This window comes from Arthrobacter sp. NPDC058127 (genome assembly GCF_042884555.1).
Classification (GTDB): Bacteria; Actinomycetota; Actinomycetes; order Actinomycetales; family Micrococcaceae; genus Arthrobacter.
Window position 1 is genome coordinate 114,979 of the sequence record NZ_JBHVTT010000011.1, and the last position, 14,843, is coordinate 129,821.

The 14,843-nt window shown below is 64.8% G+C and carries 16 protein-coding genes; 3 read left to right on the top strand and 13 right to left on the bottom strand.

Going from position 1 to position 14,843, the window contains the following annotated elements; genetic code table 11:
• Window positions 1-386 precede the first annotated feature (386 nt).
• Window positions 387-1,328, top strand: a complete 942-nt coding sequence (locus ACFVTG_RS15455; protein ID WP_284754548.1) for a phosphodiesterase — start codon at window positions 387-389, stop codon at window positions 1,326-1,328.
• Window positions 1,329-1,332: 4 nt separating this feature from the next.
• Here ACFVTG_RS15455 and ACFVTG_RS15460 read toward each other — a convergent pair whose 3' ends face one another.
• Window positions 1,333-2,916: a stealth family protein gene (locus tag ACFVTG_RS15460; protein ID WP_284754547.1), complete on the bottom strand. Its 1,584-nt coding sequence runs from the start codon at window positions 2,914-2,916 to the stop codon at window positions 1,333-1,335.
• Between the two features lie 52 nt (window positions 2,917-2,968).
• Complete coding sequence (locus ACFVTG_RS15465; protein ID WP_390281724.1) at window positions 2,969-3,877, bottom strand: hypothetical protein; 909 nt, start codon at window positions 3,875-3,877, stop codon at window positions 2,969-2,971.
• Window positions 3,878-4,047: 170 nt separating this feature from the next.
• Between ACFVTG_RS15465 and ACFVTG_RS15470 the strand changes: the two genes are divergently transcribed.
• On the top strand, window positions 4,048-4,347 hold the full coding sequence (locus ACFVTG_RS15470) for a type II toxin-antitoxin system VapB family antitoxin (RefSeq protein WP_059388531.1): 300 nt from the start codon (window positions 4,048-4,050) through the stop codon (window positions 4,345-4,347).
• Entirely contained in the window at window positions 4,340-5,074 is a 735-nt protein-coding gene (locus tag ACFVTG_RS15475) for a LytR C-terminal domain-containing protein (RefSeq protein ID WP_390281726.1), read from the top strand. Before ACFVTG_RS15470 ends, ACFVTG_RS15475 begins: the two co-directional genes overlap by 8 nt.
• A 40-nt stretch (window positions 5,075-5,114) precedes the next feature.
• Here the strand turns inward: ACFVTG_RS15475 and ACFVTG_RS15480 are convergent, their stop codons facing one another.
• The 11 genes from ACFVTG_RS15480 to ACFVTG_RS15530 all read right to left on the bottom strand — a co-directional run bounded on the left by ACFVTG_RS15480 (window position 5,115) and on the right by ACFVTG_RS15530 (window position 14,820).
• On the bottom strand, window positions 5,115-5,756 hold the full coding sequence (locus ACFVTG_RS15480) for a TetR/AcrR family transcriptional regulator (RefSeq protein WP_390281729.1): 642 nt from the start codon (window positions 5,754-5,756) through the stop codon (window positions 5,115-5,117).
• A 111-nt stretch (window positions 5,757-5,867) separates the two neighbouring features.
• On the bottom strand, window positions 5,868-6,566 hold the full coding sequence (locus ACFVTG_RS15485) for a DsbA family protein (RefSeq protein ID WP_390281731.1): 699 nt from the start codon (window positions 6,564-6,566) through the stop codon (window positions 5,868-5,870).
• A 204-nt stretch (window positions 6,567-6,770) separates the two neighbouring features.
• Entirely contained in the window at window positions 6,771-7,319 is a 549-nt protein-coding gene (locus ACFVTG_RS15490) for a GNAT family N-acetyltransferase (RefSeq protein ID WP_390281733.1), read from the bottom strand.
• A gap of 123 nt (window positions 7,320-7,442) precedes the next feature.
• Window positions 7,443-8,777 (bottom strand): MFS transporter, encoded by a 1,335-nt coding sequence (locus ACFVTG_RS15495; RefSeq protein ID WP_284754539.1) that lies wholly within the window; start codon window positions 8,775-8,777, stop codon window positions 7,443-7,445.
• Between the two features lie 115 nt (window positions 8,778-8,892).
• A complete protein-coding gene (locus ACFVTG_RS15500) occupies window positions 8,893-9,366 on the bottom strand; it encodes a heme-degrading domain-containing protein (RefSeq protein ID WP_390281735.1) in 474 nt (157 codons plus the stop codon).
• 4 nt (window positions 9,367-9,370) lie between these two features.
• Complete coding sequence (locus tag ACFVTG_RS15505; protein ID WP_390281737.1) at window positions 9,371-9,679, bottom strand: Dabb family protein; 309 nt, start codon at window positions 9,677-9,679, stop codon at window positions 9,371-9,373.
• Window positions 9,676-10,560, bottom strand: coding sequence for a TolB family protein (locus tag ACFVTG_RS15510; protein ID WP_390281739.1), 885 nt, complete (start codon window positions 10,558-10,560; stop codon window positions 9,676-9,678). Before ACFVTG_RS15510 ends, ACFVTG_RS15505 begins: the two co-directional genes overlap by 4 nt.
• A 102-nt stretch (window positions 10,561-10,662) precedes the next feature.
• Window positions 10,663-11,661 (bottom strand): sugar phosphate isomerase/epimerase family protein, encoded by a 999-nt coding sequence (locus tag ACFVTG_RS15515; protein ID WP_390281741.1) that lies wholly within the window; start codon window positions 11,659-11,661, stop codon window positions 10,663-10,665.
• A gap of 82 nt (window positions 11,662-11,743) precedes the next feature.
• Complete coding sequence (locus ACFVTG_RS15520) at window positions 11,744-12,928, bottom strand: Gfo/Idh/MocA family protein (RefSeq protein WP_390281744.1); 1,185 nt, start codon at window positions 12,926-12,928, stop codon at window positions 11,744-11,746.
• 9 nt (window positions 12,929-12,937) lie between these two features.
• On the bottom strand, window positions 12,938-14,074 hold the full coding sequence (locus ACFVTG_RS15525; protein ID WP_390281746.1) for a Gfo/Idh/MocA family protein: 1,137 nt from the start codon (window positions 14,072-14,074) through the stop codon (window positions 12,938-12,940).
• The gene (locus tag ACFVTG_RS15530; protein WP_390281749.1) at window positions 14,071-14,820 is read right to left on the bottom strand and encodes a sugar phosphate isomerase/epimerase family protein; all 750 of its coding nucleotides are present in this window, start codon (window positions 14,818-14,820) and stop codon (window positions 14,071-14,073) included. Before ACFVTG_RS15530 ends, ACFVTG_RS15525 begins: the two co-directional genes overlap by 4 nt.
• Between the last annotated feature and the right edge of the window lie 23 nt (window positions 14,821-14,843).

Here is a 14,843-nt window from a genome sequence, read left to right on the forward strand (position 1 = left end):
GCACCCCTAGACGCTCGCTCACGTATGTCGACTTTCCGGCGGACGCTCGCTCACGTTTATCGCCCTTTGGGCGGACGCTCGCTCACGTTTGGCTGACTAGCGGACGACGGCGCGCTGCGGCACTTCGGTGCGGCAGCCCGCCGTCGCGCGTTAACCCCTGGACGTTCGCTCACCTTTTAGTGAGCGAGCGTTCGGGAAAGCGCCTATATAGGTGAGCGAGGGTCGTCGAAAAGTGCCTTAAAGGTGAGCGAGCGTCGGGCGGGGAGCACGAGTAATTTTCCAACATTCCGACGGTAAGTTACCCTGCGTTAGCCTTTTGTCTGGTTGGATTGGGTTTATTGGGGCAGACACTGGAGGCGCCGTCTCCTACCGACCCGAAGGTAGTAATGGAGCTCATCGAGGCCGAGCATCCGCGGCCAGGACACGTACTTCTGCACCTTAGCGACTCCCATCTGTTGGGAGGGTCGGAACCCCTTTACGGCGCGGTCGACAGCGAAGCCCATCTCAGGCAACTCTTTTCGGAAGTCCACGCATCGAAGGTCCGTCCCGACGCCGTGATCTTCACCGGTGACCTCGCCGATCAGGGTGAGCCCGGTGCCTACGCCAAACTCCGGTCGATCGTCGAGCCTGCCTGTCGCGAGATGGGGGCGCGGGTGATCTGGGCGATGGGAAACCACGACGACCGGGCGAATTTCCGCGCGGGCCTCTTCGACCAGAGCGATAATGACGCCCCGGTGGATCACAGCTACTTCGTCAAAGGGCTGCGGATCATCACGCTGGATACCTCCGTGCCCGGATTCCATCACGGTGAACTAAGCCAGAGCCAGCTCGACTGGTTGGGATCGGAACTCGCAACACCGGCTCCGGACGGCACGATCCTTGCCCTCCACCACCCTCCGGTCCCGAGCGTCCTCGATCTATCCATCCTGGTGGAGCTGCGTGGCCAAGCGGCGCTGGCCGACGTCGTACGCAATTCGGATGTCCGCTCCATACTGGGCGGTCACCTGCACTACTCCACCACGGCCATGTTCGCTGGCGTCCCGGTATCGGTGGCTTCCGCGAGCTGCTACACGCAGGACCTCAACGTTCCGCAGGGCGGCACCCGCGGCCGGGACGGCGCCCAGGCATTCAACCTGGTGCACGTTTACGAGCAGACGATCGTGCATTCGGTGGTGCCGTTGGGCAAGTCGCCGACCGTCGGGGAGTACGTCAGCCCGGAAGCCACCAGGCGCCGGCTCGCCGAAGCGGGCATCCGCATCCCCCAGCGTCCTACGCATGAACGCGGTTCCAAAGCTGACGCGAAGCGCCCGGAGATGACCCGCCGCTAGCGGACTACTTCTCCCACGGCGCTTTGACCGGGAAGTACTTCTCCATGAAGTCCGTCACGAGTCCGGCGCGTTCATCGGCGGCCACCTCGGGGAAGCTGCCATCGTTGAGGCAGAAGAAGTCCACATTGCGCTTGGCGAGCAGCGTGGGCAGGTAGTGCAGCCCGGACCACAGGGTGGTGTCCACGTACCTGACCTTGGCGGCCGTCTGCGTCACCGCCCTACCCGTGAGCAGCGAGTAGTAGTGGTAGAACGAGTTGGTCACGGAGATGTTGTCCGCCGCACGGAACCTGCTGCCTGCCGTCTTGGCGAACTCGGCCGGGAACTCGCGCTCCATCTCTGCGACCACGCTGCGGCGGAGGGGTGCGGCGGTGTGCTCCAAGTGGCGCGTGGTGATGCGCCCGAACCGCTCCCAGAGGAGCTTCCTGTTGACGCGGGCCGCGTTCTCGAAGCCGCTGCGTTCGGCGTCGTTCTCTCCCAGCCCGATCCGGGTGGAGGCCTCGATGAACTTGGTGATTCCGCCCGGAGTGAAGAACATGTCCGGTGCTACAGGCCTGCCGAAGAACATGTCGTCGTTGGAATACAGGAAGTGCTCGGAGAGGCCCTCAATGTGGTGCAACTGTGATTCCACGGCCTGGGAGTTGTGGGTGGGCAGAACTGTGGGGTCCTTGAAGAACTCCTCGCTGCGCACGATCTTGACGCTCGGGTGCTCGGCCAGCCACTCTGGCACGGGGGAGTCCGTGGCAATGTAGATCCGGCGAATCCAGGGCGCATACATGTACACCGAGCGCAGGGCATATTTGAGCTCGTTGATCTGCCGGAAACGGGCCTCGTGGGCATCGCCCTCGCCCAGGACTGCGTCTTTCATCTGCTCGCGGCGGGCGGCGATGTACGCGGGGTCGTTGCCGTCCACCCATGAAAAGACGATGTCGACGTCGAAGTCGATGTCGCTCGCGTGGTCCGCGAACATGTTCTCGATAGTCGGCCATCTCAGCCCGTGGCGTTCCACCGTGCCCCGGACAGCGTCCTGGCGCAGCATGGTTCGACGGGTCAGGGAGTTCTCCACCGGCAACACGAGTTGTTCGCCGTCGAACTCCCACAATTCCAGTTGCACGCCCAAGGATGGACCGTACGTCAGCCCGCCCCCGGGTTCGACGCGTGGGCGGAAGAGCCGGAAGATCCGGGCCTTCCGGTTGCTGGAGAGCTCGCCGTCAGCCACCAGCAACGTGGATTTCTTCCGCGCATCAACGGTCATGGAGTAGAACGGTTCGTTCCGGAAAGCGGACACCAACGCCTGGCGCAGTTTCTTCCGGAGCTTCCAGTCGACGGCGATCACCGGCCGGTGGTCGTTGCCGCGGACCAGGATGAAGTCCAGCCCTGCCGCGTCCAGTGCGGCGCGGATCACGAGAAGGTCTTCGACCATCACCTGCTGCGGGGTGCGGTTCTGGTTCAGCAAGCTGTATCGGCCACGATGGCGGACGACGTCGGCGCGGTGCTTGAGGCGCGCCTCGACGTCGGGCGACGTCGGCTCTGGGACGACCGCGTCGTCGTCGGAGGCGGGACTACCGAAGTAAATCGCTTGCTGGTCCATGACTGTGATGGCTTTTCTCCGAAAGGTTGTGGAAAGTGTGGGCTTAGCGGACTCAGCCCACCAAGGCTTCACGCCAGCTGCGCAGGAATGCGCCGCCGGCGTCGTCGTGAATGACGTCCTCGCCCAGGCCGAGGTCTGTGGCTGTAAGAACATCGTAGGGCTTGTTGGGCACACCGTCGGCGGGACGGACGTCGACGTGCTTGACGCTGTGGTCATTGTGGTGGAGCCAATCGGCCATCGCGTAGTCCGTGCGCGAATCTCCTACTGTCCGCCAGGCCTGCGGGGTGATTCCTTGGGCGGCGAGGAGTTCCACCGCGCGGCTGGCGCCGAGATCCTTGCCGAGCCGGATGGATTCGATGTCCGTGGAGATGATGGTGGGATCAAGGCGGTAGTCGGCTGCGTCGTCGGACCCTGGTGCGTGGTGGTCCAGGAGCGCGGCAGAGAGCCCGTGCCGGCCCATCAGCGCCAGGGCATCGGCGTCGAAGAGCTTCTGCTCGGCCAGGTAGTCGTCACTTGAAACGTCCAGATGCTGCTCCACGGACACCATGGCGCGCTTTGTCTCATCGAAGAACATGTGCGTCGCATAGTCCTCTGCCACCATGCGGCGGACGTCGTCGCCGTAGGCCTTCGGAACAGCAAGGTCATGGTCTACATGGATGGGTCCCGGGCCGCCCGAGGTGTAGCTGAACCACACTGCGCCCTTCTCGCAGATCGCGTGGACCACCGTTCCCGCAGGCATTCCGGCGGCGATCATTGGCACCATGACCTGCTCGCGGATGAAAGCGTCCGAGCGGCCGGTGTTGAAAATGACAGGAATGCCTGCGGATGCCAAGCCCACAAGGTCGGCGATGATTTCCGGCTTCACATCGCGCGTCACAGGACTTGCGACAGGGCCGTCGACGTCGAGGAGGAGTGCGAGGGCGGGAGCAGCCGGGTGCGTCCCCGGCATTGAAGCAGTCATGATCCCATTCTGTCAGTCCGGCGTGATGGCGGCAGCGGTGTGACGGCCGACGGCGGCAGGCGGCACCGTTTCGCCGTATACCGTCCGTGAACGGTTACCTTTTGGCCACAACCTTGGTGGCCGACTTCTCACAAGTTCCCTTGGACGACTTACTTCTTTAGGCTTGCAAAGTGATATTCAAAGCTGTGGGCGAGGGACGCCCGTACCCTGACCATGGTTTTTCCACGCCCAAGGACTGGGCCTCGCTGCCACCCCGTCCTGTCCGGCTCGACGAACTCGTCACCACCAAGCGCACCCTTGACCTGGAAGCATTGTTGGCCGAGGATTCGACGTTCTTCGGCGACCTTTTCCCCCACGTCGTGCAGTACCAAGGCCTGCTGTATCTCGAAGACGGGCTCCACCGTGCAGTCCGGACTGCGCTCCACCAACGCACGGCGATCCACGCCCGGGTGCTCGTGATAGATGGTTAACGAAACAATCCCGGAAGAGCAGGTGGCAGTGCCCGAGAACGCGGATCCGAGTAAGCGCCGGAAACGTCCCCGTCGTCAGAAAGACCCGACGATTCTGCACGGGCATCGAGTCGTCACCGGTCCGGAACTGCGGGCAACCTTTGCTGAGATTCCCGGGCCTGAAAGCCATCCCGGGTGGTTCAGCCGCCGCCTCTTGCATGCGATCGTTCTCGCGCTGCTCGTCGGATTGGTCGGTGCCGGACTTGTAGGCGCCTGGGCAGTCATGAACGGCGTGATCCGTTTCCCCTCCGCCGTTGCAAGCCAGGCCCCGGCGGCCGTGTGTCCCGCCACTGTTTTCGACTACACGCCCAACAACAAAATCAACGTCAATGTCTACAACGCGGCTGGCAAGGCCGGCCTGGCCAAGAGCGTGGCGGACCAGTTGAAAGCCCGGGGATACAACGTTGGCACCGTTGATAACTCAACCACCAGCTACACCGGCCCGGCGGTGGTCGTTTCGGGATCCAGTGGGCAGGCGGCAGCGTTCAACATCCAGAAGAACATCGCCGGCACCGATTACGTCCAGGACCAACGCACGGATGGCTCCGTGGACCTCATCCTCGCCCCCGGTTTCTCGGCACTGGTCCCACCGGAACTCGTGGACAACACCCCGGGGAAGCTCAGTTGTCCCCGCCTGGAGCAGCGGATTGCGGACAATGCGAAGCTGCCGGTGATGCCGACGCCTTAGCGTTGGCCTTTCCGCAGACGGCGCCAGCCCCGCGACCGGGTCACGCCAAGCGCGCGGGCCGGCCGTCGTCGTCGAACCTTGCTCCCGCGCCCAACTGGATGAAACGCACAGTCTGGACCAGCCGCTCCTCAAGCTCGTCCAGCTCCGCCCCGTTGGCCGCATTGCCGCGGGCGGCGCTGGAGGAAAGAGTTCCATGGATGAGCCTGGCGAGCTGGCCGACGTCGGTGGGCGGGAGGTACCCGGCGGCGATTCCGTCGCGCAGGATGTCCTGGAGCAGCAGGTTGAGTTCGCCCACGTGATCTGCCAATTTCGCGAAGGAGCCGGGGGAGAGGACAGCCGCCATCGCGGGGCCCGGAGGGAGATGCCGGCGGCTCAAATCTTCCACTTGGGCGCGCACATAGAGGGCCAGACGATCCACCGGGTTCTGCAGTGCGGCGAGGGATTCGCGCAGGTCGCCCAGGAACCGCTCGGTCTCGTCCAGGGCGTACGCGATGAGGAGCTGTTCCATGTCGGCGTAGTAGTTGTACACCGCGGTCCGCCCGACGCCGGCGTGCCGTGCGACGTCGGTCATGGTCAAGCCGGGCAGGCCGTGGGTGAAGAGCAGTTCGCCGAAAGCTGTCAGGACCCGGCGTCGGGTTTCAGCGCGTTGCGCCGCATTGGTGGCGGCCGTAATCCTAGGCATACAGACACTTTACAGGGATCTGTCAGTAAAGTTGGGTGGGCGTGGCGCGAGCTGGCAGCAGGTGACCTCTCAACGCCCGGTTGGGGTCATCTGCTGCCAGCTGGCGCAGTCCTAGATCGCGCAGCCGTCCGGGCCGCAGGCTTCGGCGTCGGGGCTGCCGACGGCGACCAGAGGGTTCGCTTCCTGCCATGCCTGCGTGAGGGCCTGGGTGAAGACCTCGGAGGGCTGGGCTCCGGAGAGTCCGTACTTGCGGTCGATGACGAAGAAAGGCACTCCCGTGACGCCGAGCATCCGGGCTTCGGCGATGTCGCCGCGAACGTCTTCTGCGTACTTGTCGGTGCTGAACAACTCGGCGATTTCGGCTTCCGGCAGGCCCAAGTCGCTGCCGAGCTTGGCCAGGTATTCCTGGTTGCCGATGTCCTTGCCGTGTTCAAAGTGGCCGCTCAGGAGCAGTTCCTTGGCTTCGTCCTGCTTGCCGTGGGCTGCCGCCAGATGGATGAGGCGGTGTGCCGTGAAGCTGTTGGCCACCACGACGCCGTCGAAACGGTAGTTGAGGCCCTCGCCCTTTGCCTGCAACGCCACGTGCTCGAACATCTGGCTGACCTGCGCCGGGTTCATGCCCTTGCGCTTGCTCAGGTAATCGAGCTCTGTGCCGTCGTAGTGATCCGGGATACTCGGGTCCAACTGGTAGCTGCGCCACTGGATCTCGACGGAGTCGCGGTGCGGGAATTCGGCGAGGGCCGCTTCGAACCGGCGCTTTCCGATGTAGCACCACGGGCAAGCGACGTCTGACCAGATCTCAATCTTCATGATCGCGACAACCGGAAGTCGAGGCCTGACATTCCCGGAATGGCCTGTTGGACTCGTCACAGCATGCGCGTTCACGACGCGCAAAATGGTATGCGACGCAGGAACAGGCAGGCGCTACGCGAATTCAGGCTGCGTGGAACGGTTTGCGCGTCGCTGGGAATTTTGCGCGTCGCGGGCCCGTTTGCGCGTCGCAGACCGGCCGACTCAGGGTTCCCAGGGTCCCTGGACCGCCCGCTCCATCACGAAATCGTGCTCCACCGTCTCGCCCAGCCGGAACGACTTGGTTCCGACCTTCCTGAACCCACTCTTCTCGTAGAAGCGGATAGCCTTGGCATTCTGGCTGTTGACGCCAAGCCACACGCCGGCGGCACCCGAGCCCGCGGCGCGGTCCAAGGTTGCCTTCATGAGCTCCGCGGCAGCGCCCAGGCCGTGGTGTTCCGGATGCACATAGCACTTGCTCAGTTCAGTGGAAGGGTTGAGCGTCAGGGCCGAAGCGACGTCGGTATCGCTCGTGGGGCGGGCCACGAGCATGCTGTAGCCGCGGAGTTCCCCGGCGGCATCGATCGCCAGGATGGTGACGTCCGGATCGGCAAGGTATTCCGTGAACTTCTCGGCGCTGAGCGTCCTGCGCAGGTGCGCCGCGATGTCCTCGGGCGAGGAGTCCGGCGGGCAGGCGAGCGGAAAGGTGACGGCGGCAAGCTCCGCCAGCCGTCCGGCGTCGTCCGCTGTTGCTTCACGGATTGTCTGGCTCATAGGGTCCTCTCAGGCAAGCGGGCGCAAAAATGCCCCTCAAGACTGATCTTAAGGGGCATTCCGGCCAGGGATTACGACGGCGGGGGCCGCCCGAGCTTTCAGCCCGCGGGGCCGTCGGGCTGCTTAGGCGGAGGCTTCCGCAAGCAGTCGAAGGTCCTCGTCCGGCTCGGGATCCCGGCCCAAGGCGAGGCCGATGATGGTGACCACCGCGGTGACGAGCAAGTATGCCGCGATCAGGAGCCAGTTTCCGGTAGCGGCGTAGAGGGCCGTGAAGATCAAGGGTGCCACCGCTCCACCCACGACGCCGGCCACCGTGTAGGCCAGGGAACTGCCGGCATAACGAAGCCGGGCCGGGAATTGCTCGGTGATGAAAGCGGCCTGCGGTCCGTACATGAAGGCGTGCAGTCCGAGGCCGATCACGACGCCGACGGTCAGCACCAGGACGGAGCGGGACTGGATCATAAGGAAGAACAGCGGAATGTACACGGCTGTGGCCGCGGCGGTGATGCCATAGACCAGCCGGCGGTTGAACCGGTCCGTGACAGCTCCCGCAGCCGGGATCAGGAAGAGCTGGAAGGCCGAGCCCACCAGCACTGCTCCCAGGACGTTGCCGGTGGTCATGCCGAGTTCCTTGGTGGCGTAGACCGCGACAAAGACAGTGAACAAGGCGTACAGGACGTCGGGGCAGATCCGGCACAACGCGGCGGCAAGGAGGGGGCGGAACTGGGTGGTGAGGACTTCCTTGATGGGAGCCTTGGGCCGTTCGCCCGTGGCCTCGATAGCCTTGAATACCGGGGTTTCCTCGAGCTTGAGCCGGATGACGAGCCCGAAGGCAACCAAGATGGCGGAGCTGAGGAACGCCACGCGCCAACCCCAAGCGATGAAGGCATCGTTGCTCATGGCGGCGGCGAGGACGGCCAGTGCGCCATTGGCCAGCAGGTTGCCGGCGGGCGGACCGATTTGGGCTGCGGAAGACCAGAAACCGCGCTTGTTGGGATTGGCGTACTCGCTGGACAGCAAGACGGCACCGCCCCATTCGCCGCCGACGCCGATGCCCTGGGCCAGGCGAAGGAGGACCAGGATGATCGTGGCTCCAATGCCGATGGTGTGGTAGTCCGGCAAGGCGCCGATGAGGACCGTGGCCGCGCCAATAAGGACGAGGGTGATGACCAGGACGTTCTTGCGTCCGATCTTGTCCCCGAGCCGGCCAAAGACCACACCACCGATGGGCCGGGCGAGGTAACCCACTGCGAAGGCCGAGAAGGACAACAGGAGGCCCGTGGTTTCGTCGTTCGTGGGGAAGAAGATCTTCGGGAAGACGAGCGCGGAGGCCACGGAGTAGATCGCGAAGTCGTAATACTCCAGGGAGGTGCCTGTGACGCTGGCAATGAAGGCCTTGATGGCGCCTGCCGAGGGTTTGCTGCGCCGTGTTGAACGTGGCGAAGTGGTCGCGGACATGGTTCCTCCATGGAACGTTGGGCGGGCTTTGTGATCCCGATCTCAATCGGGGCCTACACCCAATGATGCATCACATGGAGGAATTGTTCAACAATTTTTTGGCAAGAGTTTCTGCCTAGGCTGCGAGATGTTGCCGGATCCCTTCGACAATGAGGTCATGATCCTCCTGGGATGAAAGGCCTGACGCGGTGACGGCCGCGACCACTCCGACGCCATGGACCCTCACGGGAAAGGAGCCCCCTGTCACGGCATAGTCGGCGCCGAGCCATCCACTGGCTACCGGATCGATACCGGCGGAGGACAACCGGGCTTCGACAAGCGCGCTGCTTGCTTCCATCCGCAAAACGAGTGCGGATTTCCGAGCGATCCACGATTCCTGGTCCGGTGTGATCCCGGGCAACGCAGCGCGGAAAAGAATGAGCCCGGGACGCCGGATGTCGATGCCGATCGCGTGACCGGCCGCATGTGCCATGCCTGTGAGCCGCGAGCCGAGCCTCCAGGCGTCTCCATGGTCGAAGGAGGCGAAAATCAGCTCCTCCTCCTGGCGTTTGAGCGTTTCCAATGCTTCAAGGGCGGCGATGTCGGCCATGGAGCTATCGTCCTTCCGGGCCGTAGGGTTCGAAATCAAACTCCTGGAAGTCGGACACTTCGTTCGCCCACCGGGTCTCGACGAATCCGACGTGGGCAGGATGGTCGTTGTAGGAGGTGAAGGCATCAACGCCGTCGAACTTCATTTCGAACTGAAAATTGAGCGGGCTCTTCTCTGAAATCTGGCGGGAAACGCGGAAGTCCTGCACCACCGGTATTGCGGTCAAGGTGGTGACTGCTGCGTCCAGGAATTCCCGTTCGCCGGAGGAACCGGGCTCGTGGATGAGGGAGAAGGTAACCGTGTGACGGATCATGGCATTCCAATCGAATTGCTGACGGGATAGGCAACATAAGCGAACCGCTCCGAGTCGGGTGACCAGCTGTTGACGTTGAGGGTTCCCTGGCCTCCGAAGAGGGGCCACGTGTGGAGCGGCGTTGTCCAGTCCCTCGTGGAAACGACGACGACGTCGACCGGCAAGTCCGCGGGGTGGCCTACCGTGCCGCCGGGGAAGCGGATGTAGCTGGCCAGGCGCCCGTCGGGCGAGAGGTGCGGGAACCAGTCGACGGTTTCGCTTTCAAGCAGGCGCTCCGGCGTGCTGCCGTTGCCGTTTTGCACCCTGGCCAGCTGGGCGTGGCCCGGCTGGTCGGTGAAGGCCTCGGTATTGAAGTACAGCCAGTCCCCGTCGGGCGAATACTCGGGACCATCGCAGTGGCCATCGACGTCGATCGCGGTGGTCTGGCCGCCCCCTGCCGGAATCGTGATGAGCCGGCCCGGCTGGGAAAAATCCCCGGCTTCTATTCCGACGTAGGCGAGCGTCTGTCCGTCCGGACTGACGCCGTGGAGAAAATGGAACCACCCGTCGTCGTCCGTGATCTTGGTGGCTTCTCCGCCGTCGAGGGCTGCGCGGTAAATGTGGCCGTCATTCGCCGAGAGGTAGATGGTGGCGCCATCGGGCGCGAGGACGTGGTCGTTATTGAGGTCCGGGACGCCGGTGATGGCTACCTTTTCAAGTCCTCCCGAAAGATCCAGCCGCCACAGGGCACCGTCCCCGTTGAGGATGAGGGCCTGGCCATCGAGCGTCCAGTTCGGTGCTTCCAGCAGCAGCTTGTCCGTCGTGAAGGCCAGTTCGGAGGTGCCGGCGGCAGAGGCGATCCATACCTCACAGCGCTGGCCGTTTTGCATGGTTCGTATCACAGTGCTTCCTCGGGAGAATTCGGGGCGCGAGTTGGCAGCAGATGCCCTCAAAATCGGATTTCGGGGTCATCTGCTGCCAACTCGCGCTAACCGGAGGGGTGCTTAGTCCTGGTTGAAGGCGGCGTCGAAGGACGTTTGCGAGGGCGGGTAGTCGTATTTTTTGAGGTTGGCGAGGGCTTCGGGGGCGCCGTGGAGGCGGTCCATGCCGGCGTCTTCCCATTCGACGGAGATCGGGCCGGTGTAGCCGATGGCGGTGAGGGCCCGGAAGCTTGATTCCCAGGGCACGTCGCCGCGTCCGGCGGAGACGAAGTCCCAGCCGCGGCGCGGGTCGCCCCAGGGCAGGTGGGAGCCCATGACGGTGTTCCGGCCGGTGGGGCGCAGCTTGGTGTCCTTGCAGTCCACGTGGTAGATCCGGTCCTTGAAGTCCCAGATGAAGGAGACGGGGTCGATGCCTTGCCACATGAAGTGCGAGGGGTCCCAGTTCAGCCCGAACGCTTCGCGGTGCCCGATCGCTTCCAGGGTCCGGACGGTGGTCCAGTAGTCGTAGGCGATCTCGGAGGGGTGGACTTCGTGGGCGAAGCGGACCCCGTTCTCGTCGAAGACGTCCAGGATGGGGTTCCAGCGGTCGGCGAAGTCCTGGTAGCCGGCGTCGATGACTTTCTCGGGGACGGGCGGGAACATCGCGACGTACTGCCAGATGGAGGAGCCGGTGAATCCGACGACGGTGTCCACCCCGAGAGCCTTGGCGAGCCGGGCGGTGTGTTTCATTTCCTCGGCGGCGCGTTGGCGGACGCCTTCGGGGTCCCCGTCGCCCCAGACCCTGGCCCCGACGATTCCCTGGTGGCGGAAGTCGATGGGGTCATCGCACACGGCCTGGCCCTTGAGGTGGTTGGAGATGGCCCAGACCTTGAGGTTGTATTTGTCCAGGATGGCGAGTTTGTTTTCGACGTAGCCGGGTTCGTCCCAGCGCCAGGCGTCCAGGTGGTCCCCGGACACGGCGATTTCCAGGCCGTCATAGCCCCAGCCGGAGGCCAGGCGGGCGACGTCCTCGAAGGGCAGGTCGGCCCACTGGCCGGTGAACAGGGTGTACGGGCGGGGCATGGGTTCTCCTAGGGAAAAGTTTCGGGGGCCGGGGGAAGCCGGACGGCGGTTGTCAGCGGGCGGTGTTGGGAGGCCAGGGCTATTAGTGGCCGGCGACCTGGATGATGGCGGATTTGGCGTCGGCGGATTCCTCGATGGCGGCCAGGACGTGCTGGACGGCGAGGCCGTCCTCGAACGAGGGCGAGGGCGGGGTCCCGGCGTCGAGCGCCAAGAGGAAGTCGCGGATCTGGTGGGTGAAGGTGTGCTCCCAGCCGATCACGTGGCCCTGGGGCCACCAGGCGTCCATGTAGGGGTGGTCGGGTTCGTTGACGAGGATCCGGCGGAAGCCCTGCTCCCGGACAGGGGCGGTAGCGTCCAGGAAGCCCAGTTCGTTGAGGGATTCCAGGTCGAACAGGAGCGAGCCCTTGTCGCCGTAGATTTCCATCGTGAGGGAGTTCTTCTTGCCGGTGGCCATGCGGGAGACTTCCACGGAGGCGAGGGCCCCGGAGGCGAGGGTCAGGGTGGCCCAGGCGGCGTCGTCGACCGTTACGTGTTCGGGGCCGTCCGCGCCGGGGCGGGTGTCCACGAAGGTGTGCAGCCGGCCGGAGACCTCGGTGACGGTGTCCCCGAGCAGGTACAGGACCTGGTCGATCGCGTGGGAGGCGATGTCACCCAACGCCCCGGATCCGGCGGTTTCCTTGTTGAGCCGCCAGGTCATGGGGGAGCCGGGGTCCGCGAGCCAGTCCTGGAGGTAGGCGGCGCGGACGTGCCGGACGGTGCCCAGCCGGCCTTCCGCGATGAGCTCGCGGGCCAGGGCGAGGGCCGGGACGCGGCGGTAGTTGAAGCCGATCATGGACTGGATGCCGCGGGCCCGTGCGGCACGCGCGGCTTCCGTCATGGCTTCGGCCTCGGCCAGGGTGTTCGCGAGCGGTTTTTCCACGAGCACGTGCTTGCCCGCCTCCAGCGCCGCGATGGCGATTTCGGCGTGCATCCAGCCCGGGGCGCAGATATCCACGATGTGGATGTCATCGCGTTCGATGACCTGACGCCAGTCCGTGGCGGACTCGGCCCACCCGTACCTGGCCGCGGCCCCGGCGACCTGTTCCGCATCCCGGCCCACGAGCACTTTCTGCTCGAAGGCCGGGACGTCGAAGAAGCTGGCCACGTTCCGCCACGCGTTCGAATGGGCTTTGCCCATGAACGCGTAGCCGATCGCGGCGACACCCAGGGGTGCCTTGCCCGGTTCGCCGGTGTGGGGGGTGGTGGGGGTAGGGGCGGGGCTGGTCATGGGTGATTCCTAGAGGGTGGCGGCCATGGGGTCCCAGTCCTCGGGGAGGGCCTGGGAGGTCACGGCGGAGCTGTCGACGCCTACAAAGGTGCCGGTTTCGGCGGACTCGGAAATGGAAACCAGGGTATCGACCACGTGGTAGGCCAGGGCCCCCTGGGCGCGGTGCGGGACACCGGCACGCAGGGACCGGGCCATGTCCAGCACGCCCATCCCGCGGCCCTGGGCCGGTCCCGTGGCCGGGATCGTTTCGGCTTCCTCGGCCCCGGCGCGCCAGAGCTTCAGGTCCCCGTCGAAGTAGTTCGGGTCCGGGACTTCCAGGGTGCCTTCGGTGCCGGTGATCTCCACGAAGCCCATCCGCAGGCGGGGGGATTCGAAGCTGAAGACACTGTGCGAGGACGCGCCGCCTTCGAACTGGAGCATCGCGGAGACGTGGGTGGGGACCTCGACGGGGAATTCCTCGCCGGCCCTGGGCCCGGAACCGACCACGCGGACGTCCTTGGCTTTGGACCCGACCGCGGCGACGCGACGGACCGACCCGAACGCCTGGACGAGGGCGGTGATGTAGTAGGGGCCCATGTCGAAGAGCGGGCCTGCGCCGTGGGCGAAGAGGAACGCCGGGTTCGGGTGCCAGGATTCCGGGCCGGGGGTCTGGAACATGGTCAGCGCGGTCAAAGGCGTGCCGATGTCGCCGCGTTCGATGACCCGCCGGGCCGTCTGCAGGCCCGCGCCCAGGAAGGTATCCGGCGCGCAGCCCAGACGGATGCCCGCGGCGTCGGCCGTCTTCAACAACGCCAGCCCGGACTCGCGGTCCAGGGAGAACGGCTTCTCGGTCCAGACGTGCTTGCCCGCGTTCACCGCGGCCGTGGCCACCTCGACATGGGCTGCCGGGATGGTCAGGTTCACGATGATCTCGACGTCGGGATGGTTCAGCGCCAGCTCCGGTGAACCGAACTCGGGGATGCCGTATTCCTTGGCCCGGGCCTCCGCCGCTTCCTCGAACAAATCCGCGATCACGTGGACCTTCAGGTCCGGGAACACCGTCAGATTGTCCAGGTACGCCTTGCTGATGTTGCCCGCCCCGATGACCGCGACACCCACCGGCCCCCGCCGGGTGGACGGGGTGGACTGGTGCGTTGCGGCGCTCATGCGTTCACGTCCTGTGCTGCGTTGTCCTGAAGGAAGGCGAGGCTCTGGGCGATGCCTTCAAAGATGTCTCCGGCGTAGTCGTCGAACTCCACGACGCCCACTTCCAGGGACTTGGCGGCAGCAACGACGTCGAGCACCGCGATGGTGCCCTGGCCGGCAGGCTGCTGGGCCTTGGTGTCGGTGGTGCCGGGGCCGTCCTTGATGTGGATGAACTTCACGCGGTCGCCGAGGCGGGCGAGGAGTTCCACGGGATCCTGGCCTCCAACAGCTGCCCAGTAGGTGTCGACTTCCAGGACCAGTTCCGGGTCAAGGAGGCCTTCGAAGTACTCCAGCGCCGTCTGGCCCTCGATGATGGACTCAAGTTCCCATTGGTGGTTGTGGTAGCCGACGCGGATGCCGTATTCGGCGCCCTTCTTCGCTGCGGCGTTGAGTTTTGCAGCGGTGGCCTGGATGTCCTCGGCGTTCTGCCAGTGCTCGGCAGGCAGGTACGGATCGATGACCGTGGAGATGCCCAGTTCCTTCGCAGCGGCGAAGATCTCATCCTGGTCCTGGCTCAACAGCGGCGCGTGCCCTGACGGGGCGCTCAGCCCGTTCTCCTTCAGCGCAGCGCCGAGCTCCTTCGCGGTGGCCACGAAATTGTAGGGTTCAACCTGCGTGAAACCGATCTCGGCAACCTTCTTGATGGTGCCCGGCAGGTCTTCCTGCATGGCATTGCGCAGGGTATACAGCTGGATGGAGTAAGACATGGTTTTCCTTTGCGTTGTCAGTT